Origin of the sequence: Shinella oryzae (genome assembly GCF_023038235.1) — a bacterium.
Classification (GTDB): Bacteria; Pseudomonadota; Alphaproteobacteria; order Rhizobiales; family Rhizobiaceae; genus Shinella; species Shinella sumterensis.
In genome coordinates, this window is sequence record NZ_CP081987.1 from 460024 (window position 1) to 480072 (window position 20049).

Consider the following 20049-nt stretch of genomic DNA (forward strand, 5'->3'; position numbering starts at 1 on the left):
TCGGTCTCTCAGCTGAACACGGCGTTGAGGGCAAGGAAGACGACGGCGGACAGCACCGCCGAGATCGGCAGCGTCACGATCCAGGCGGAGACGATCGTCATAAAGTGGGAACGCCTGACCAGATAGCGGCGGCGTGTCTCCTCGGGATTGGCCGATGGCTCTTCGGGTGCAATGCCGTTGCCGCGGCTGCGGATATAGTCGATGCGGCGCTGCGAATTGCGCGTGTACCATTCGCGGAACAGGCCGACCCCGAACACCGCGCCGACGGCGATATGTGTCGAGGAAACCGGAATGGCAAAGGCAGATGCCGTCAGCACCGCCACGGCGGAGGAGAGCGCCACGCAGAAGGCGCGCATCGGGTTGAGCTTTGTGATCTCGCTGCCGACGATGCGGATGAGGCGAGGGCCGAACAGCAGCAGGCCGAGCGAGATGCCGAAGGCGCCGATGACCATCACCCAGAGCGGAATGGCCGCACCACCGGGGCCGCCGCCATTCTCGCCCAGTGCCGCGACCACGCCGTAGAGCGGACCGACCGCGTTCGATACGTCGTTGGCCCCATGGGCAAAGGATAGAAGTGCCGCCGAACAGATGAGCGGCAGGCGGAACAGCGTGCGCAGCGACTGGTTGCGATTGTCCAGGCCCTCGGCATGGCGGCGCACGATCGGCCGCGTCACGACATAGGTCAGGACACCCACGACGAGGCCCACGATCAACGCGTCACCGATCGGCATATGATAGAAGCCGTTGGTGCCGCCCGTGGCGAGGAAGGCGGAGAATGCGCCGGCCATGACGGCCACAAGAACCGGAACCCAGGTCTTTGCCGCCGCGATCTTGTCCTCGCGGTAGATGATCAGTTCCTTGATGAAGAACAGGAACAGCGCGGCGATGACGCCGCCAAGGATCGGCGAGACGGTCCAGCTCACGACGATGAGCCCCATCGCCTCCCACTGCACGCTGTCCAGGCCGCTTGCCGCGGCACCCGCGCCGATGACGCCGCCGATGATGGCGTGCGTGGTGGAGATCGGCGCGTTGGCGAGCGTTGCGATATTGATCCAGATCGCAGCCGAGACGAGGGCGGCCATCATCGCCCAGGCGAAGACTTCGGGGCTCGGGAAGTTCGCGCGGTCGAGGATGCCGGAGGCGACGGTCTCGGCAACGCCGCGACCGGCCAGAAGCGCGCCCGCGATCTCGAAGACGGCGGCGATTGCGAGCGCCACGCCCATGCTCATCGCACGGGCACCCACGGCCGCGCCCACATTGTTCGTCACGTCGTTCGCGCCGATGTTCATGGCCATGTAGGCGGCCAGCGCAGCGGTGACGGCGATGACGAGAACGCCGGGCGTGCCGGTGGCGAATGTATGGGCGATGGCCATCGTCAGGAGCAGGAAGACCAGTGAAATGCCCGCACCCGTCCAGGAGCGCAGCACGAAATGCGTGGCCTGTTCGGTGAAGGTGAGTTTTTCCAGGTCCTTGTCCAGCGTCGGCTTGCGAAGCTGGACTTGAGAATTGGCCATTCATGCTGCTCCAGTTTTGCCGAGAGGCAGTAACGCCTCATGGCATAGGCGGCAATATGGCGAAGGCCGTGTCAGGCGCCGGTCGTGCCGTTTTTCGCGATCGGGGGAAGCCCGGAGAGGATTCTCTGCTCGAAGGCGAGCAAGAGCCTCTTCAATCCGGGTTCCTGAACGCGGTTGGCCGCTTCGGTGCAATCGACCCATTCGGCGCGCCGCTGGTTCTTTTCCGGAAAGTTCTTGCAGATGTCGTCGACGGCGAGCGCAAAGACGCGCACCCGGCAATCCACCTTCAGCCCCTCCGGCAGACCCTTCATGTAATGATAGTCGCCGACCGCCTCCTGGGTGATCACGCCCTTGACGCCGGCCTCTTCCCAGGCCTCGCGCGCGGCCGCGGCGGCAGCGCTCTTACCGTCCATCGGCCAGCCCTTCGGTATGACCCAGCGCCCGGTATCGCGGCTGGTGATCAGCAGCACTTCGACCGCCGAGCGCTTCTTCTTCAGCCGATAGCACAGCGCGCCATACTGTTCCCGGACGGGCCTGCGGAACATGAGCTGGACGTCGCTTGCGATGCGGCTGAGAATGTTCAAGGTCTTTTTCATTCCTCGTGTCGGGACGTGCGTGTCGAGTCGCTTTGTGACATATCTTGCTTGCGCGCAGATTGCAGCGCAAGTCAGGCTTTTGCGGGAAGATTGCGCTTTTGCATGCGCAGCTGGGAAATACGTTGCCATTCTCCGCTGCGTTCGGCTTCGCGGATAGCGACGGCAATATAGTCCATATGCGCCTGAGCGGCATTTCGTGCCGCGTTTCCGTCACGGGCCATGATGGCGGCGTAGATCGCCTCGTGCTGCGCGAGAAGGTGTTCGCGGGCTTCCTGCGAGGAGAAAACGAGATGGCGATGGAAAAAGATCCCCTGCGCCAGCAGCCGGTAGCAGGAGCGCAGCGTGTGCAGGAGCACGATGTTGTGCGCCGCCTCGCCGATGGCGTTGTGCAGCTCGACATCCGTCTCCAGTTCATCGTCGAAGGAGCCGCCGGCGTGGGCCTCCCGCATCGCGTCCATGATGCGGGTCAGCATCTGGCGGTCATAGTCCGTCGCCCGGCGGGCGGCGAGTTCGGCGGTGATGCCCTCCAGCTCGCGCCGGTATTCGATGTAGTCGCCGGTCGCGCGCTGGTGACGGGCGATGAGGTCCACGACAGCCGGCGAGAAAACCTGGCCGATGATATCGGCGACATAGGTGCCGCCGCCGTGCTGGCTGATGAGCAGGCCGCGGGTTTCCAGCGCCTTCAGCGCCTCGCGCAGGATCGGCCGGGAGACGTCGAGGCGCTTGGAAAGTTCGCGCTCGCCCGGCAGCCTGTCGCCATCGCGCAGCACGCCTTCCAGCAGCAAAAGCTCGATCTGCCGCACGACCTCGTCGGCGGTGCGGTCATGGCTGATGGGGGCGAAGAGGTCGAACGCGGTTTCGGTCACGGCGCGATAGTACCAACCGACACGGAAAGTGGTCAACAAACTTGTCCAATCCTCATGGGTGGCCTGCGTCAATGCGCCTCATCACCGCCGCCCTGACATTTGTTAAGAAAGATCTGTTGCACGTGAGGGGAAGGTGCAGACATGGCAAAGGGCAGCTTCGCCTTTCCGCAGGCGACAATGCGTGCGCAGGCTCTTGGAGAGATCCATGCACGGCCGTATGCGCTCGTGCCGTCGCCGCGCGTCATTTTCCAGCTCGCGTTCCTGACCGAGGGGGGCTCGGCCGTCGATCACGCCGTGATGGGCGAATTGTCGCGTTCGCGCGGGGTCTCGCCGCCCGGCCGCGATTCCAACCACCACGCGCTGAGCTGGGGGCAGGGCACGCTGCGCTGGGAGCGGCACACCGAGTTCTCGACCTATTTCTGGGATGCGCCGGCGCCGGAGACCTTCGGCGGCGAGGTGCCCGTCCATCCGTTCGGCGACAGCTTTTCGCCGCCCGGCACGCTGATATCGGGCATTCGCCTGGAGATCCGCCCGGACTCGCCGGAAACGCGGGCGGCGATCGCCACCTTCGATCCCACCAGTCTCTGTTATAGCGAGATCAAGAACGGCCAGGGCGTCATCGTCACGGATTTCCGCCAGAACGGCGACGGGCTGACCCCCATCCTCGTCATCGACAAGGGCATGACGGAAGCCGGGCGCGGCGCGCTCGTCCAGCGCCTGCTCGATATCGAGACCTACCGCACGCTCGCCATGATGGGCCTGCCGCTCGCCCAGTCGCTGTCGCCGGAAATCCGCCGCATCGAGGACGGGCTGACGGGCATCACCAATGCGATGAAGCAGCACGCCCGCGACAAGGCCGATGCGCTTCTCTCGGAGATCACGCGCCTTGCCGCGGAACTGGAGGCGAATGCCGCGCTCAGCCTCTACCGGTTCGGCGCCAGCCGGGCCTATTACGGCATCGTTCAGGAGCGCATCCGCACGCTCGCGGAAACCGCCGTGCCCGGCTATGAGACGCTCGGCTTCTTCCTGGAGCGGCGCCTGGCGCCTGCCATGCGGACCTGCCAGTCCGTCGAGGAGCGGCAGGCCAACCTGTCGCGCAAGCTCGCCCGCGCCACCGCGCTTCTGCGCAGCTGGATCGACGTGGAGCTGGAGCAGCTCAACACGTCGCTGCTGAACTCCATGGATCGCCGCGCACGGTTGCAGCTCCGCCTGCAGCAGACCGTCGAGGGCCTCTCGGTGGCGGCGATCTCCTATTACGTCGTTGGCCTCTTCGGCTATGTCGCCAAGGCGGCGCACGGGCTTGGCGTGCCGGTGAAGCCGGAAACGGCGACCGGCATCGCGGTGCCTTTCGTCATCGTCGGCATGTGGCTTCTCGTCCGCGCGATCCGCAACCGGCATGCCGAGGAAGACAAGCACTGAGACGATTGCGCCGGCTCAGGTGGAGAGGTCGCACATATAGCGCGGCACACCATCGATGACCGAAAAGCCGGTCTGCCATCCGAGGCCCGACTCATCCTGCGCCGTCAGTTTCGCCTGCGCGGCCTCGCCCCGCGCCTTGAAGGTCTCTTCCGCCTGCTTCACCGCGCCTGCCGGGAAAATCACGGCGTGGGAGCTGAAGCCGCTTTCGAGCGCCGTGATGAAGACCTCGATTTCCTGCACGGGTACGCCGCGCCACGTGCCGCCGCTCACCGGCAGGGTGATGTGCAGGTACTCGTCGACGGGCGCGACGGTCGGCGGGCCGAAGACCGTCTCGTAGCCTGCCGGAATGATGATGTCGCCTTCCTTGCGGGCAAAGGCGTAGCTCGATTGAAGCAGTGTCGCGAGCCCGTCGCTGTAGTCGCAGGCGTCATCGAACCCTTCGAGCAGTGGATCGAGCGGCGCGGCGAGCGCCGGGGAGGCCATGAGCCCGAAGGCAAGTGCGAGCATGCTCAGTCTGCCAGTCATGTCTTCCTCCTGTGGTCAATGTTCCCAATAGGGCGTGGAACCATAGAGTTCGGCGAGATAGTCGATGAACAGCCGCACCTTGATCGGCAGGAATTGCCGGCTGGGATAGACGGCGGACAGGACCACGTTGCGCGAGCCTTCATATTGCGGCAGCACCTGCACGAGGCCGCCATCCTTCAGCGCCGGCCCCACATCCCAGCTCGAGCGCAGCGCAATCCCCATGCCGGAAAACACCGCCTCGCGCACCACCTCGCTGGAGTTCGTGTAGAGCGGCCCCTGCGGCCGGAAACTCACGCTGCCCTCGGGGCCTTCGAGCCGCCAGAGGTCCTGCGTGTGCGGCGGCAGGCAGACATGCGCGGCGAGGTCGGCAAGTGTCGCGGGCATGCCGTGCCGGGCGATGTAATCGGGCGAGGCGCAAAGCACGCGCCGGACCGGCGCAAGCCGCCGCGCGACCAGCGAGGAATCGGAAAGCTCCCCGATGCGGATCGCCAGGTCGAAGCCGTCGCCGACGATGTCGGAGAAGTCGTCCGTCAGCACGAGATTGACGATCAGCTCCGGATAGGCATCCATGAAGCCCTTCAGATGCGGCGCGATATGCAGGCGGCCGAAGGATGTCGGGGCGGAAAGGCGCAGCGTCCCGCGCACCGCGCCGGACCGGCCGGACACGAAGGCTTCCGCCTCCTCGATGCCGGCGAGAATGCCGACGATGCGCTCGTAGAAACCCTGTCCGGCCTCCGTCAGCGAGATCTGCCGCGTGGTGCGCTGGAAGAGGCGGGTGCCGAGGCGCTCCTCCAGCCTTTTCACGCGCTTGGACACGACGGCTGGGGATAGACCCAATGCCCGCCCCGCTGCCGACATACTTCCCATGGAGATGACGCGAGAGAAGATTTCGAGATCGCCGAGATTGGTCATTCCGTCGCGCCCATTGTTTCCGTAGCGGATAAAATGCTTATCATTTGCACCGGCCGAGAGAAAGTGGTAAAGAAAACAGACCACTTTTGGATTGGGGAGGCGAAATATGGATCAGATCGCGTTTCTGGAGCCGCGCCCGGCGGTTCTTTCGCGCCGGCGTGAAATCGTCGCCGATCTCCTCGATCTCCTGCCCGAAGGCTGTCTCGTGCATGAGCCGCGCGAACTCGTTCCCTTCGAGACGGATGCCTTCGTGTCCTATCGCCGCCTGCCGCTCGCCGTCGCCCTTCCCGAGACCACGCAGCAGGTCGCCGCGGTGCTGAAATACTGTCACCGTTATGGCGTGCCGGTCGTGCCGCGCGGCGCGGGCACCTCGCTTGCCGGCGGCGCGATCCCGCAGGAGGATGCCGTCGTCATCGGTCTTTCCAAGATGGCGCGCATCCTGGAGGTCGATTTCGCCAACCGCACCGCGACCGTCCAGGCCGGCGTCACCAATCTTGCGATATCCGATGCCGTCTCCGCCGACGGCTATTTCTACGCGCCCGATCCGAGCTCGCAGCTCGCCTGCACCATCGGCGGCAATATCGGCATGAATTCCGGCGGCGCGCATTGCCTGAAATACGGCGTGACGACCAACAACCTGCTCGGCGTCAAGCTCGTGCTGATCGACGGCACGATCGTCGATCTCGGCGGCAAGGCGCTCGATGCCGGCGGCCTCGATCTTCTCGGCGTCGTCTGCGGCGGCGAGGGCCAGCTGGGCATCGTCACGGAGGCGACCGTGCGCCTCGTCGCCCGGCCGGAAGGCGCGCGTCCCGTCCTCTTCGGTTTCGATACGTCGGAAGAGGCCGGCGCCTGTGTAGCCGATGTCATCGGCGCCGGCATCATCCCCGTCGCCATCGAATTCATGGACAAGCCGGCCATCGAGATCTGCGAAGCCTTCGCGCAGGCCGGCTATCCCATGGATGTTGAGGCGCTGCTCATCGTGGAGGTCGAGGGCTCCGAGGCGGAAATGGACGCCATGCTGGCCAGCATCATCGAGATCGCCGGGCGCCATGGCGTCAAGGTCGTGAAGGAATGCCAGTCCGCGACCGAGGCGGCGCTCATCTGGAAGGGCCGCAAGTCGGCCTTCGGCGCGACGGGCCGCATCGCCGACTATATCTGCATGGACGGCACCGTGCCGCTCAGCCAGCTGCCGCATGTCCTGCGCGGTACGGCCGAGATCGTCGCGAAATACGGCCTGCGCGTCGCCAATGTCTTCCATGCCGGCGACGGCAACATGCACCCGCTCATCCTCTTCAACGCCAATGATCCCGACGATGCCGCGCGGGCGGAAGCCGCCGGCAACGAAATCCTGAAACTGTGCGTGGATGCCGGCGGCTGCCTGACCGGCGAGCATGGCGTCGGCATCGAGAAGCGCGACCTGATGCGCCACCAGTACAGCGAGGCCGATCTCGCCCAGCAGATGGCCGTCCGCGCCGCCTTCGATGCGCAATGGCTGCTCAATCCCTCCAAGGTCTTCCCGCTCGAAGGGCGCCCCGCCGCATGACACCGATCCATGAACCGCTCTCCGAAGAGGCCGCAGCGCGCCTCGTCATGATCGCCGGCCTGTCCGCGACGCCCTTCTCCATTTCCGGTGGCGGCACGCGCAGCCTGCTGCCGGCCGCCGATGGCGCTGAGCAACTGTCGACGCGCGGCCTCAACGGCATCGTCGCCTACAATCCCGCCGAGATGACCATGACGGCGCGGGCGGGAACGCCGCTTGAAAAGGTCGAGGCAGCCCTTGCCGAAAACCGCCAGATGCTGGCCTTCGAGCCGGTGGATCTGCGCGGCGTTCTCGGCTCATCCGGCATTCCCACCATCGGCGGCGTCTTTGCGACCAACGCCTCCGGCCCGCGCCGCTTCGTGGCGGGTGCGGCGCGCGACAGCCTGCTCGGCGTGCGCTTCGTCAACGGCAAGGGCGAGATCGTGAAGGCCGGCGGCCGCGTGATGAAGAACGTCACGGGCCTCGACCTCGCGAAGCTGCTTGCCGGATCGCACGGTTCGCTCGCGCTCCTGACGGAAGTCACCTTCCGGGTCCTGCCGATGCCGGAGACCGCCGTCACCATCGTCATCTCCGGTCTCAACGACGCCGAGGCCACGGCGGCGATGGCCACCGCCATGGGCCTGCCGGTCGAAGTCTCCGGTGCCGCGCATCTGCCCGAAAGCGTGCGGGGCCGGTTTGCCGGCGGCGCGCTGCCGGACGGAGCGGCGACCGTGCTGCGTCTCGAAGGCCTTGCCGCGTCCGTTTCGGTCCGGGCGCAGAAGCTTGCCGATGCCATGGCCGGCTTCGGTGCGGTCTCGCAATGCGATGCCGGTCTGACGCAGCGCCTCTGGCGCGAAATCCGCGATGCCGCGCCCTATGCGGATGGCACGTCGCGCCCGCTCTGGCGGGTCTCCGTTGCGCCCACGGCCGGCCAGCAGCTTGTCGCGGCCCTGCGCCTCGAAGCGGGCGTCGATGCCTTTTACGACTGGCAGGGCGGTCTGGTCTGGCTGCGCATGGAAAGCGATCCGGAAGCCGCCTTGCTGCGCCGCTACATCAAGGCCGTCGGCGGCGGCCATGCCACTTTGCTGCGCGCCCGGCCGGAGGTGCTTTCCACGACGGAAATCTTCCAGCCGCAAACCGACGCCGTCACCGCTCTCCAGACCGCCGTGAAGGCAAGTTTCGATCCGGCCGGGCTTTTCAGATCCCGCATGATCGGCTGACAGGACACCCGCTGATGCAAACCAATTTCACCGCCGAACAGCTTGCCGATCCCCATGTCGCGACGTCGGAAAAGATCCTGCGCAAATGCGTGCATTGCGGATTCTGCACGGCGACCTGTCCGACCTATGTGACGCTCGGCAATGAACTGGATAGTCCGCGCGGGCGCATCTATCTCATCAAGGACATGCTGGAAAACGGACGCCCGGCGGATGCCGAGGTGGTCACCCATATCGATCGCTGCCTCTCCTGCCTCGCCTGCACGACCACCTGTCCCTCCGGCGTGGACTATATGCATCTGGTCGATCACGCGCGCATGCATATCGAGGAGACCTACAGGCGGCCGTTCTGGAACCGCCTGACGCGCAATATCCTGGCGGCGACGCTGCCCTATCCATCGCGCTTTCGCCTCGCGCTGAAGGCTGCGGCGCTCGGCCGGCCCTTTGCCGGATTTTTCAAGCGCTTCAAGGCCTTCGAACCCTTCGGCGCGATGCTGGATCTGGCGCCGAAGACGTTGCCGAAGGCCTCCGCCAGTTCGAAGCCGGGCACATATGACGCCGCCGGCACGCGTCGCGGGCGGGTGGCGATCCTGTCCGGCTGCGCCCAGCCGGTGCTCAAGCCCGGCATCAACGAAGCGACGATCCGGCTTCTGACCCGGCTCGGCGTCGAGGTCGTGGCGCCGGCCGGGGAGGTCTGCTGCGGTTCGCTCGTCCACCATATGGGCCGGGAGGCGCAGGCGCTGGAGGCCGCGCGGCGCAATGTCGATGTCTGGCTTGCGGAAGTGGAGAAGGGTGGGCTCGACGCCATCATCATCACCGCCTCCGGCTGCGGCACGACGATCAAGGATTACGGTTTCATGCTGCGGCTCGACCCCGTTTATGCGGGCAAGGCGGCGCGCGTCTCGGCCCTCGCCAAGGATGTGACGGAATATCTCGCGACCCTCGAGCTGCCGCAACAGGATGCGAAGGGGCTGACGGTCGCCTATCACTCGGCCTGCTCCATGCAGCACGGCCAGAAGATCACCATGGCGCCGAAGACGCTGTTGAAAAAGGCGGGCTTTACGGTGCGCGATCCTGCGGAAGGCCATCTCTGCTGCGGCTCGGCCGGCACCTACAATATCCTGCAGCCGGAAATCTCGGCCAAGCTGAAGGCGCGCAAGGTCAGGAACATCGAGGCGACGAAGCCTGACCTCATCGCCACCGGTAATATCGGCTGCATCACGCAGATCGCGACTGGAACCGCCGTGCCCATCCTGCATACGGTGGAATTGCTCGATTGGGCCTATGGCGGTGAGAAGCCCGTGGCGATCTCAAGCCTTGCAACGAAAATGCCGGCCTGAAGCCGGCATTCTCTGATCCAGGCAAGTCCTGGCCCGTTATCCGCCGAAGCCGAACAGCGTGCCGAAGAAATCCACGCCGCGATCGTTGTAGTCGACCGCGCCCTGCCGGTTGCCGGGGCCGACGACGATGACCTTCGTGCCGATATCGGCGCGGGCGTACAGGTGCTCCACATCCTTGTTCATCATGCGGATGCAGCCCGACGACATGGTCTGGCCGATCGTCCAGGGCTGGTTCGTGCCGTGGATGCGGAAGATGGTGTCGCGGCCGCCCTGATAGAGATAGAGGGCGCGCGCGCCGAGCGGGTTGTCCTCGCCGCCGGCCTGCACGACGGGCAGGATACGGCCCTTCTTGGCCTCGCGGCGGCGCATTTCGGCCGGCGGCGTCCAGCTCGGCCACTCGGCCTTGCGCCCTACCTTCACCACGCCCGACCAGCCGAAGCCGTCACGCCCGACGCCGATGCCGTAGCGCGTCGCCCGGTTCTTGCCCTCGACATAGTAGAGGAACTTGTTGTTCGTATCGACGATGACGGTGCCCGGCGCCTGGTCGGTGACGAAGCGGACCTTGGTGCGCTTGTACTTCTGGGCGACCTGCTTCTTGCTCTGCTGCACGAGCACGACGTCGCGCGCGGGGCCGGCCTGGTTCTCCTGCCGCGTGCCGGGAAAGGCGCTGGCCGCTGTCGCCGGCATGATCGCCGTGACGGCGACGGCGGCCGCCAGCAAGATCGATGCGTATGTCCGCATGTTGAAGTCCCTCTCAATCCTCAATTCCGCAAGGCTAGCCGAGTCCTGATCAAATTCAAGTCGGCCCGCCGGAAGCAGGACGGTTGCGAGGGCGGATTTCTTCGAATTCTTTCGACGGGGCCTGCGTAAAACGAAAACATCTCCGGCAGCGGGGCGGCCGGAGATGTCCGAATTGCTTGGTGTCGTGCGGTGTCAGATCACGATGACCTTGGTGCCGACCTTCACGCGCTCGTAGAGATCGACGACATCCTCGTTGCGCATGCGGATGCAGCCGGAGGAGACCGCATAGCCGATCGTCCAGGGCGCATTCGTGCCGTGGATGCGGTAAAGTGTCGAGCCGAGATACATGGCGCGCGAACCGAGCGGGTTTTCGGGGCCGCCTTCCATGGAGGCCGGCAGGTAATGGCCCTTTGCGGCTTCGCGTGCGACCATTTCCTTGGGCGGCGTCCAGCGCGGCCATTCGGCCTTGCGGGTCACGGTGTGCGTGCCGGCCCATTCGAAGCCGGGCTTGCCGACGCCCACGCCATAGCGGCGCGCCTTGCCGTCGCCCATCACGAGATAGAGGAAGCGGTTGTTGGTATCGATGACGATCGTCCCGGCCTTGTGCTTGCTGTCGTAGGAAACGATCTGCGGCAGATACATCGGGTCGAGCTTGGAGCGCACGGGCCTCTGCGCCTGGCCGGTCGCCGACACCTGCTCCACGCGGGCGACGCCGTCGCGGCGGATGACGCGGCGCTGCTCCACCCGCTGGCGCTGGATGATGCGGCGGGTATTGGCAGCGGGCTGCGCGCCTTCGCCAGTCAGCTGCATCAGCCACGGCGCGGTGAGGTCTGGGCTGACGATGACGGGCGGGCGGCTGCCGTACCGGTCGTTGGCGTGGGCAACCGTCGTGGTGCTCAGCAGGGCTGCTGCTAGAAGGGTTCGTATCAACATCGGACGTACTCGCTACTGATCGTCGCCGGTCTGCGCCGCCCCAATGCGGCGCCGGTTCGCCAAAATGCTTGCACCGTCAGATGAAGCGAATGGTAAACGGCCGTTCATTAAACATGCACGATGCCGATAAAGCGTTGAGTAGGGTTATTGCCGGCTTTCCAAAACTGGTTGATGAGTGGTAAACGCGAACAAACAGGAAACGGAGGCGGCGATGACAGAACGCGGATTGACGGTGGGCGAGGACGGAAAGACGCGGTGCGCCTGGCACGGCAACCTCGACGACTACCGCCGTTACCATGACGAGGAATGGGGCCAGCCCGTCACCAGCGATATCCGCCTCTTCGAGAAGATCTGCCTGGAAGGGTTCCAGTCGGGGCTGTCCTGGCTCACCATCCTGCGCAAGCGGGAAGGGTTTCGCGCCGCCTTCGCCGGCTTCGATTTCGACCGCGTCGCGGCGTTCGGCGAGGAGGATATCGCGCGCTGCCTGGCCGACCCCGGCATCGTGCGCCATCGCGGCAAGATCGTCTCGACCATCAACAATGCGCGCCGTGCGCAGGCTCTGCGCGACGAGTTCGGCACGCTCGCCCGCTATTTCTGGAGCTTCGAGCCGGCCCCCGAGGAACGTCCGGCACGGGTGGACTGGGTGACGCTTTCCGCCAACCCGACGACGGCGACATCCGTGCGCCTTTCGAAGGACCTGAAGAGGCGCGGCTGGACCTTCGTCGGCCCCACGACCGTCTATGCCTTTATGCAGGCCATGGGGCTGGTGAACGACCACATCGAAGGTTGTTGCTGCCGTGCGGAAGTAGAATTGAAGAGAAAAGCGCTCATACGGCCATAAATCCGGACTTGATCTGGCGAAGCGCTATTTGAATTTACGACGAATCATGTAGCTTATGGTTGAGCGGCGAATTCATACATCGACAAGTCTGGGGCGACGTGTACACGTATGGTCGCGCGGTGCCGCTTTGTGCTGAATGATTTGGCATGGGGGATTCATGGCGCCAAACCGATCTGCAATCGACGATACCCGGCTGGAGCTCTGGGCCTGTGACAAGGCGCAGGAGATTATGTTGCGCGAGGGTTTTCGTCTCATCCGGTCCGCACGAAGCGGCTCCAACACCGAACTGCGCGAAACGAGCCTGATGATGGCCCGCGCGATCGCCGCCTCGCTTGTCGAGGCCTCGGCGACGAGCCGGCCGCCGGCGGGCGAGTGAGCGATTGAAGACCCGCCGGTTCCGGCGGGTTTTTCATTCGGTCATATGGTCATCGCACGCGGGACGAAACGAGAGAGGCCCGCCCTGCGGCGAGCCTCCCGGTCTTCTCTGATGCGGTCTACTTGGCGTTCTTCGCCAGCCACGCTTCCATCATCCTGATCTCGCTCTCCTGGGCGGTGATGATCTCCTCGGCGAGCTTGCGGATGGCCGGGTCCTTGCCGTGTTCCAGCTCGACCTTCGCCATGTCGATGGCGCCCTGGTGATGGGCGATCATGCCGCGCACGAAATCCACGTCGGCATCGCCGGAGAACGGGATATCCATACCCTCATGCATCTTCGCATTGGCGTCCATGAAGGCCTGCGTGGATGCGCTGGCCGAAGGCTCTGCCGCCATCTGATGGCCCGAGTGATCGGCCTCCTGCGCCACGGCCGGCAGGGAGAAGGCGAGCGTGAGGGCTGCGCCAAGAAACAGGGTCTTTGCGTTCATTGTCTTTTCCAGTTCTGAAAACGGTTGATGATCGGACGCAAGGCGCGTCCGCATGTCATGCCATCGTGTTCAGGATCGGGGAGGGGGATCGAGCGGCGAGAGCGCACGGCCCGCAAGGCGCGGCTCGGCGCTGGACATGCGCGCGGAAATGTCGAGCCGCCGGCTTTCGGGGAAAAGCGTTCCGGCCTCTATCGCAAAACACGCGGCACATGCGACGGGATGGGCGGCCGGCTTGGATTTTCCATGTTCGCCGGAGCCGTGATCATGCATCTGCACGGCCTGCGCCGCCGGCATTTGGGCCGCATGCAGCGTCCCCGCCATTGCCGGCACCCAGCCGGCGAGAACGGCGCCCAGAATGGCGAATATGAGGAAGAGCTTCCGCATGCATCAGAGATAGGCGCATGCGGCGCAAAAGGAAAGACCTCAGTTCAGCAGGGCCGGCATGGTCGAAGTCGTTTCGAGACAGCGCCGCGCGGTGGCGAAGGTGCCGACGATCGCGCCGCCCGTCGCGGTGATTTCCGAATGGCCGAAGCAGAACACCGGGCGGTAGAGCCCCGGCATCGGGCGGATCGAGGTTCCGAAGCTGATATCGGTCGCCACGGTGGCGGCTTCCTCCAGCGCCAGCAGGATCTTGTGCCAGTCGGCGGGATCATAGGGCTGGATGATGTCGAGGATGCCGCAGGTCTGGCCGGCCACGCCGTGGAAGGCGGCGGTCTGCGGTCCGATCCAGACAATGCCCGTCGCGAGGTCCGCGCTCCAGGATTCACAGACGAACATGTCGTCCAGTTGATCCGACTTGATGCCGATGAAGTCTGCGACGGACGAGCGTTGCGCGCGGGAGATTGTCGATTTCGATGCCATTCGGTCGGTCCGGGCTGCTGTCGTCGCTGTCCGGGAGGACACGCGGGCGGCGGCAAACCACACCCAGCCCTGCGTATGGTCGCCGTCTTTTAATATATACGTTCACCGGCAGCAACGACTGCGCGAATGAGCGTTCGCTTTCATACGCCGAGCCGCAGCCGAAATCCACTAAAAGGAGAGCGGCCGGTTCGGCTCCATCAAAAAGGGCGTGTCTTTGCGCCCTTGCCGCTTCCGGCCCAATCCGCTAGGGAAACCGCAACGGAAATACAGGAATTTCGGCCGTCCCGATGAGCGAAAAGCAGAAGAAACCGCAGAAGCTGAAAGCCCGCCTGCCGCGCGGCTTTGTCGACCGCGAGGCTGCGGATATCCGCGCCGTCAACGAGATGACCGCAAAGATTCGCGCGGTCTATGAGCGCTACGGCTTCGATCCCGTTGAAACGCCGCTCTTCGAATATACCGATGCGCTCGGCAAGTTCCTGCCCGACAGCGACCGCCCCAACGAAGGCGTCTTCTCGCTGCAGGACGACGACGAGCAGTGGATGAGCCTGCGCTACGACCTGACGGCGCCGCTTGCCCGCCATGTCGCGGAGAATTTCAACGAGATCCAGCTGCCCTACCGCACCTACCGCGCGGGCTATGTCTTCCGCAACGAGAAGCCCGGCCCGGGCCGCTTCCGCCAGTTCATGCAGTTCGATGCCGACACGGTCGGTGCCGCCGGTGTCCAGGCGGATGCCGAGATGTGCATGATGATGGCCGACACGATGGAAGCCCTCGGCATCAAGCGTGGCGACTATGTCATTCGCGTCAACAACCGCAAGGTTCTGGACGGCGTGCTGGAAGCCATCGGCCTCGGCGGCGATGACAAGGCAGGCGCACGCCTGACCGTGCTGCGCGCCATCGACAAGCTCGACAAGTTCGGCTCTGACGGCGTGGCAGAGTTGCTCGGCAAGGGTCGCAAGGATGAGTCCGGCGATTTCACGAAGGGCGCGGGACTGGATGAGATGTCCATATACCGCATTCTTCACTTTGTCGGTGCCGGCGCCGTATTGGCGACGCCGGACACGCCTGAGCCCGATGTGAGGAACCCCCAGCTGCGCCGGGAAACCCTGGACATGCACCAGGACATGGCCGCCGCCGTAAAAAGGATATCCTATATCGTCGATGAGACGGAGGCGGGTGCGCAGGGCGTGGCCGAACTTGGGCAGATGGCTGCTCTGTTCGAGGCGGCCGGCTACAATGACGGACGGATACGGATCGACCCGTCCTGCGTACGCGGCCTCGAATATTACACCGGCCCCGTCTTCGAGGCCGAGCTGCAGTTTGCCGTCACCAACGAGAAGGGCGAGAAGGTCGTCTTCGGGTCCGTCGGCGGCGGGGGCCGTTATGATGGTCTCGTGTCGCGCTTCATGGGCCAGCCGGTCCCGGCCACGGGCTTCTCCATCGGCGTCTCGCGCCTGATGACGGCGCTGAAGAACCTCGGCAAGCTCGGCCAGGATGATGTCGTTGCCCCCGTTCTCGTCACCGTGATGGATGGCGATGTCGAGAGCATGGGCCGTTACCAGCGCTTCACCCAGGACCTGCGCAATGCCGGCATTCGCGCCGAAATGTACCAGGGCAACTGGAAGAAGTTCGGCAACCAGCTGAAATATGCCGACCGCCGCAACGCTCCCGTCGCCATCATCCAGGGCGGTGACGAGCGCGCCGAAGGCGTGGTGCAGATCAAGGACCTGATCGAGGGCAAGCGCCTCTCCGGCGAAATCGAAGACAACACGTCCTGGCGCGAGGCACGCGTGGCCCAGGTGTCCGTGCCGGAGGCCGAGCTGGTGGCAAAGGTCCGCGAAATCCTCGAGGCGCAGGCCGAAGACCGGGCGCGGGCCGGCTGAGATGCCTCTCGTCAATCTACCCGCCTTCGCGCCCGACCTCATCGCCGATCTGGAAGCGCGCGGCACCGAGCGCGTCGATACGCCGGTCATCCAGCCGGCGGAGCCTTTCCTCGACATGGCCGGCGAGGACCTGCGCCGGCGCATCTTCATAACGGAGAGCGAGACGGGCAAGAGCCTGTGCCTGCGTCCCGAATTCACCATTCCCGTATGCCTGCGCCATATCGAGACGGCGACCGGCACACCGAGGCGCTATGCCTATCTCGGCGAGGTCTTCCGGCAGCGCCGCGAGGGATCGAACGAATTCTACCAGGCCGGCATCGAGGATCTTGGCGAGCCGGATGTGGCGCGCGCCGATGCCCGGGCCGTCGGCGACGCCATTGCCGTGCTGACCAACCGCCTGCCGGGCGTCTCCCTGTCCGTGGTGCTGGGCGACCAGTCGGTGTTCGAAGCGGTGGTCGCCGCCTGCGGCCTGCCGGCCGGCTGGCAGAAGCGGCTGGTCCACGCCTTCGGCAACCAGACGCAGCTGCAACGGCTGATGGACACGCTGTCCAATCCCGCCCCGTCGGGCATTTTCGGTCCGGAAGTCGAACGCCTCGCCATTCTCGGCAAGCTCGACGACGAAGCGACGCTGATCGCCCATATCGACGCGACGATGGAAGCGACCGGCTATTCCACCAATGCCAGCCGCAGCCCCGCCGATATCGCGCGTCGCCTGCGCGAGAAGATGGAACTGGCAAGCACGCGTCTTGATGCGCGCACGCTTGCGCTGCTTCGGGAATTCCTGGCACTTGAATTGAGCCTTGCGGATGCACCACAGGCACTCGCCGCGTTTGCCGAGAAGGCCGGCCTTTCGCTCGGCGAGGCGCTCGCCCGGTTTGAAAGCCGCGTTGCCGCTTTGCGCGAGGCCGGGGTGGACCCGTCCGCCGTGATCTATCGCGCCGCTTTCGGTCGCCCGCTCGACTATTATACCGGCCTCGTCTTCGAGATCACGCCTGAGCGCGATCCGCTGGTTCTTGCCGGTGGCGGCCGCTTCGACCGGCTGCTCACGCTGCTCGGCGCCAGGGAGCGTATTCCCGCCGTCGGCTTCTCGCTGTGGCTAGACCGCATCGCAAGCGTGAAGGAAGCTGCGGCATGACCATCACCATCGGCCTTCCCTCCAAGGGGCGCATGAAGGAGGATTCGTCCGCGATTCTCGCCCGTGCGGGGTTCTCCGTTGTCGCCGTCGGCAACGACCGGTCCTATCGCGGCCGCGTCGAAGGGCGCGACGATATCGAGATCGCCTTTCTCTCCGCCTCGGAAATCTCGCGCGAGATCGCCAACGGCACCGTCGATTTCGGCGTGACCGGTGAGGATCTGGTCCGCGAAGGGCTGGCGGAGGCCGATGCGCGTGTCGAATTCTGCGCCCGCCTTGGCTTCGGCCATGCCGATGTGGTCGTCGCGGTGCCGGAAATCTGGCTCGATGTCGATACCATGGCCGATCTCGGCGATGTCGCCGCCGATTTCCGCGCCCGCCACGGCCGCCGCCTGACCATCGCCACCAAGTACTGGCGTCTCACGCAGCAGTTCTTCTCCGGCAATCACGGCATCCAGCTCTACCGCATCGTCGAAAGCCTCGGCGCCACGGAGGGCGCACCGGCCTCCGGCTCGGCGGACATCATCGTCGACATCACCTCGACCGGGTCGACGCTGGTCGCCAATCACCTCAAGATCCTGTCCGATGGCGTGATCCTGAAATCGGAAGCCTGCCTCGTGCGCGCCCGCAAGCCCGAGCATGAGGGCAATCCGGTTGTGGCTGAGATCATCGACGCGGTGCGTGGGGCGCTCTGACGGGCAGGGGCTGTCCGGCTTCCACCGGAATTTTGTCGAGGCACCCTGACATCGTCCGTCCACCTGTCCTATCTATGAGCTCCCGTGTCCAAGGAGCCGTTCATGTCCGACCTTTCCGCCTTCCCGATCACCAAGAAGTGGCCCGCCAAGAACCCCGATATCATCCAGCTCTATTCGCTGCCCACGCCGAATGGTGTGAAGGTCTCGATCGCGCTTGAAGAGCTCGGCCTCCCCTATGAGGCCCATCGCATCGAGTTCGGCCCGGATGGCGTGAAATCGCCGGAGTTCATTTCGCTCAACCCGAACGGCCGCATTCCCGCGATCATCGATCCAAACGGCCCTGACGGCAAGCCGATTGGTCTCTTCGAATCTGGCGCCATCCTCGTCTACCTTGCCGAGAAGACCGGCAAGCTCATCCCGGCCGATGCCGCCGGACGCTATGAAACGCTGTGCTGGGTGATGTTCCAGATGGCGGGTGTAGGCCCGATGCTGGGCCAGTTCGGCCATTTCTTCAAATATGCCGCCGACAAGGTCGCGAACAACTCCTATCCGATGGAGCGCTACCGCGACGAGTCCAAGCGCCTGATCTCCGTGCTGGAAGCCCGTCTCAAGGACCGCCAGTGGATCATGGGCGACGAATACACCATCGCCGATATCACCACCTTCCCCTGGGTGCGCGGCGCCGACATCTTCTACGGCGGCAGCGAGGCGCTCGACTATGCGGGCTTCCCCTCCGTCCGTGCATGGATCGAGCGTTGCGTCGCCCGCCCGGCCTCCGCGAAGGGTCTTGAAATCCCGGCCAGCGCCTGACGCAAACGCAAAAACCGGTGGCGCGGCGCCTGTTGACGCCACCGGGTACGCCGGGCTACCTCTCGGAAAACAAGAGCGGGACGGAAACATCGTGACGGGAAGACTGGTTGTTGTGGGCGGCGGTCAGGCCGCCTTTGCCCTCGTTGCCAAACTGCGTGCGCTGAAGGACGAGCGGCCGATCACCATCGTCGCGGCTGAGGCAAGCCATCCCTACCAGCGGCCTCCGCTCTCCAAGAAGTATCTGCTCGGCGAGGCGGACCTTTCCCGCCTCATGTTCCGCCCGGAGAACTGGTATCCCGAAAACAATGTCGAAATCCTCCTGTCGACCGAGGTGACGGCGATCGATCGGGCGGCCAGGACCGTCGCGCTCAGCGATGGCTCGACGCTGCATTACGCCTTCCTCGCGCTCGCCACGGGCGCCACGCCGCGCCGCCTACCCGCCGAGATCGGCGGCGACCTGGAAGGCGTGTTTACCGTGCGCGACTATCGCGATGCCGACCGCCTCGGTCTGGAAATGCAGGAAGGCCGCCGGGCGCTTGTCATTGGCGGCGGTTACATCGGCCTGGAAGCGGCCGCCGTCGCGCGGGGCAGGGGGCTGCATGTCACGGTCATCGAAATGGCCGAACGCATCCTTGCCCGTGTCGCCTCGCCCGCGACGGCGACGATCCTCAAGGCCATCCATCACGCCCGCGGTGTGGATGTGCGCGAGAAGACCGGCCTGGTACGCCTGCTTGGCGAGAACGGTCGTGTCACCGGCGCGGAACTGACCGACGGTTTCGTGCTGCCGGCCGATGTGGTGATCGCCGGCATCGGTGTTACGGCAAACGACCAGCTCGCGCGCGCCGCGGGCCTTGAGGTGGCCAACGGCATCGTGGTGGATGAACGCGCCCGCACCTCCGACCCCGCCATCTTCGCCATGGGCGACTGCGCGGTCCTGCCCTTCGAGGGAAACCGCGTCCGGCTCGAATCCGTCCAGAACGCGGTCGATCAGGCCGAGGCGGCGGCGGCCGTCATCGCTGGCGGCGACGCGCCCTATGAGCCCAAGCCCTGGTTCTGGTCCGACCAGTATGATGTGAAGCTCCAGATCGCCGGCTTCTGCGCGGGCTTCGACGACACGTTCGTGCGCCCCGGCCAGCGCGAAGGCAGCGTTTCCGTCTGGTACTTCCGGCAGGGGCGGCTGATCGCGGTCGATGCCGTCAACGACGCCAAGGCCTATGTCGTCGGCAAGAAGCTGATCGAGATGGGGCGCACCCCCGAGCGCGCAGCGCTGGAAGATTCGGCGACCGACCTCAAGGCCTTGACTCTCTAGGCTTTAGCCCCGGTGGTTGTGCTGCGTGCAGGGCGCCCTTGCACGCAGTTGCATATTTCCGAAATCTATTAAG

21 protein-coding genes are annotated in these 20049 nt (G+C 65.1%); 11 read left to right on the forward strand and 10 right to left on the reverse strand.

Features of this window, described 5'->3' with window-relative positions:
- Positions 1–8: 8 nt before the first annotated feature.
- The 3 genes from K6301_RS02255 to K6301_RS02265 form a co-directional block, all read right to left on the reverse strand.
- A complete protein-coding gene (locus tag K6301_RS02255) occupies positions 9–1514 on the reverse strand; it encodes an inorganic phosphate transporter (RefSeq protein ID WP_247218996.1) in 1506 nt (501 codons plus the stop codon).
- Between the two features lie 71 nt (positions 1515–1585).
- On the reverse strand, positions 1586–2098 hold the full coding sequence (locus tag K6301_RS02260; protein WP_247220455.1) for an NUDIX hydrolase: 513 nt from the start codon (positions 2096–2098) through the stop codon (positions 1586–1588).
- An 83-nt stretch (positions 2099–2181) separates the two neighbouring features.
- Entirely contained in the window at positions 2182–2976 is a 795-nt protein-coding gene (locus tag K6301_RS02265) for a FadR/GntR family transcriptional regulator (protein ID WP_247220457.1), read from the reverse strand.
- Between the two features lie 141 nt (positions 2977–3117).
- On the opposite strand from K6301_RS02265, the gene K6301_RS02270 reads away from it, so the two are divergent.
- Entirely contained in the window at positions 3118–4395 is a 1278-nt protein-coding gene (locus K6301_RS02270; protein ID WP_247218998.1) for a DUF3422 family protein, read from the forward strand.
- Positions 4396–4410: 15 nt separating this feature from the next.
- On the opposite strand, the gene K6301_RS02275 is transcribed toward K6301_RS02270, so the two are convergent.
- Positions 4411–4920 (reverse strand): hypothetical protein, encoded by a 510-nt coding sequence (locus K6301_RS02275; RefSeq protein ID WP_247219000.1) that lies wholly within the window; start codon positions 4918–4920, stop codon positions 4411–4413.
- 15 nt (positions 4921–4935) lie between these two features.
- Positions 4936–5832 (reverse strand): LysR family transcriptional regulator, encoded by an 897-nt coding sequence (locus K6301_RS02280; protein WP_134648981.1) that lies wholly within the window; start codon positions 5830–5832, stop codon positions 4936–4938.
- A 106-nt stretch (positions 5833–5938) separates the two neighbouring features.
- On the opposite strand from K6301_RS02280, the gene K6301_RS02285 reads away from it, so the two are divergent.
- The 3 genes from K6301_RS02285 to glcF are packed head-to-tail and all read left to right on the forward strand — an operon-like array spanning position 5939 to position 9908.
- Positions 5939–7375 carry an FAD-linked oxidase C-terminal domain-containing protein gene (locus K6301_RS02285; RefSeq protein WP_247219001.1) on the forward strand — a complete coding sequence of 479 codons (1437 nt, stop codon included), beginning with the start codon at positions 5939–5941 and terminating at the stop codon, positions 7373–7375.
- Complete coding sequence (locus K6301_RS02290; protein ID WP_281505875.1) at positions 7372–8571, forward strand: FAD-binding protein; 1200 nt, start codon at positions 7372–7374, stop codon at positions 8569–8571. The genes K6301_RS02285 and K6301_RS02290 overlap by 4 nt, the downstream gene beginning before the upstream one ends.
- 14 nt (positions 8572–8585) lie before the next feature.
- Positions 8586–9908 carry a glycolate oxidase subunit GlcF gene (gene glcF / locus K6301_RS02295; protein WP_247219003.1) on the forward strand — a complete coding sequence of 441 codons (1323 nt, stop codon included), beginning with the start codon at positions 8586–8588 and terminating at the stop codon, positions 9906–9908.
- Positions 9909–9944: 36 nt separating this feature from the next.
- On the opposite strand, the gene K6301_RS02300 is transcribed toward glcF, so the two are convergent.
- Positions 9945–10649 carry a L,D-transpeptidase gene (locus K6301_RS02300; RefSeq protein ID WP_247219005.1) on the reverse strand — a complete coding sequence of 235 codons (705 nt, stop codon included), beginning with the start codon at positions 10647–10649 and terminating at the stop codon, positions 9945–9947.
- Between the two features lie 192 nt (positions 10650–10841).
- A complete protein-coding gene (locus K6301_RS02305; protein ID WP_247219007.1) occupies positions 10842–11582 on the reverse strand; it encodes a L,D-transpeptidase in 741 nt (246 codons plus the stop codon).
- Positions 11583–11793: 211 nt separating this feature from the next.
- Between K6301_RS02305 and K6301_RS02310 the strand changes: the two genes are divergently transcribed.
- The gene (locus tag K6301_RS02310; RefSeq protein ID WP_247219009.1) at positions 11794–12423 is read left to right on the forward strand and encodes a DNA-3-methyladenine glycosylase I; all 630 of its coding nucleotides are present in this window, start codon (positions 11794–11796) and stop codon (positions 12421–12423) included.
- 157 nt (positions 12424–12580) lie between these two features.
- On the forward strand, positions 12581–12799 hold the full coding sequence (locus K6301_RS02315) for a hypothetical protein (protein ID WP_134648975.1): 219 nt from the start codon (positions 12581–12583) through the stop codon (positions 12797–12799).
- 118 nt (positions 12800–12917) lie between these two features.
- Here K6301_RS02315 and copM read toward each other — a convergent pair whose 3' ends face one another.
- The 3 genes from copM to K6301_RS02330 form a co-directional block, all read right to left on the reverse strand.
- Complete coding sequence (gene copM / locus K6301_RS02320) at positions 12918–13286, reverse strand: CopM family metallochaperone (RefSeq protein ID WP_247219011.1); 369 nt, start codon at positions 13284–13286, stop codon at positions 12918–12920.
- A 69-nt stretch (positions 13287–13355) separates the two neighbouring features.
- Positions 13356–13670 carry a hypothetical protein gene (locus tag K6301_RS02325; protein WP_247219013.1) on the reverse strand — a complete coding sequence of 105 codons (315 nt, stop codon included), beginning with the start codon at positions 13668–13670 and terminating at the stop codon, positions 13356–13358.
- Between the two features lie 39 nt (positions 13671–13709).
- Positions 13710–14147 carry a hypothetical protein gene (locus tag K6301_RS02330; RefSeq protein WP_247219015.1) on the reverse strand — a complete coding sequence of 146 codons (438 nt, stop codon included), beginning with the start codon at positions 14145–14147 and terminating at the stop codon, positions 13710–13712.
- A 287-nt stretch (positions 14148–14434) separates the two neighbouring features.
- On the opposite strand from K6301_RS02330, the gene hisS reads away from it, so the two are divergent.
- From hisS to K6301_RS02355, 5 genes are all read left to right on the forward strand, one after another.
- Positions 14435–16030: a histidine--tRNA ligase gene (gene hisS / locus K6301_RS02335; RefSeq protein ID WP_247219017.1), complete on the forward strand. Its 1596-nt coding sequence runs from the start codon at positions 14435–14437 to the stop codon at positions 16028–16030.
- 1 nt (position 16031) lies between these two features.
- A complete protein-coding gene (locus K6301_RS02340; RefSeq protein ID WP_247219019.1) occupies positions 16032–17165 on the forward strand; it encodes an ATP phosphoribosyltransferase regulatory subunit in 1134 nt (377 codons plus the stop codon).
- Complete coding sequence (hisG, locus tag K6301_RS02345; RefSeq protein WP_134648969.1) at positions 17162–17857, forward strand: ATP phosphoribosyltransferase; 696 nt, start codon at positions 17162–17164, stop codon at positions 17855–17857. Before K6301_RS02340 ends, hisG begins: the two co-directional genes overlap by 4 nt.
- 102 nt (positions 17858–17959) lie before the next feature.
- Complete coding sequence (locus K6301_RS02350) at positions 17960–18667, forward strand: glutathione binding-like protein (RefSeq protein ID WP_247219021.1); 708 nt, start codon at positions 17960–17962, stop codon at positions 18665–18667.
- Between the two features lie 91 nt (positions 18668–18758).
- A complete protein-coding gene (locus tag K6301_RS02355) occupies positions 18759–19976 on the forward strand; it encodes an NAD(P)/FAD-dependent oxidoreductase (RefSeq protein WP_247219023.1) in 1218 nt (405 codons plus the stop codon).
- The last annotated feature ends 73 nt before the right edge of the window (positions 19977–20049 follow it).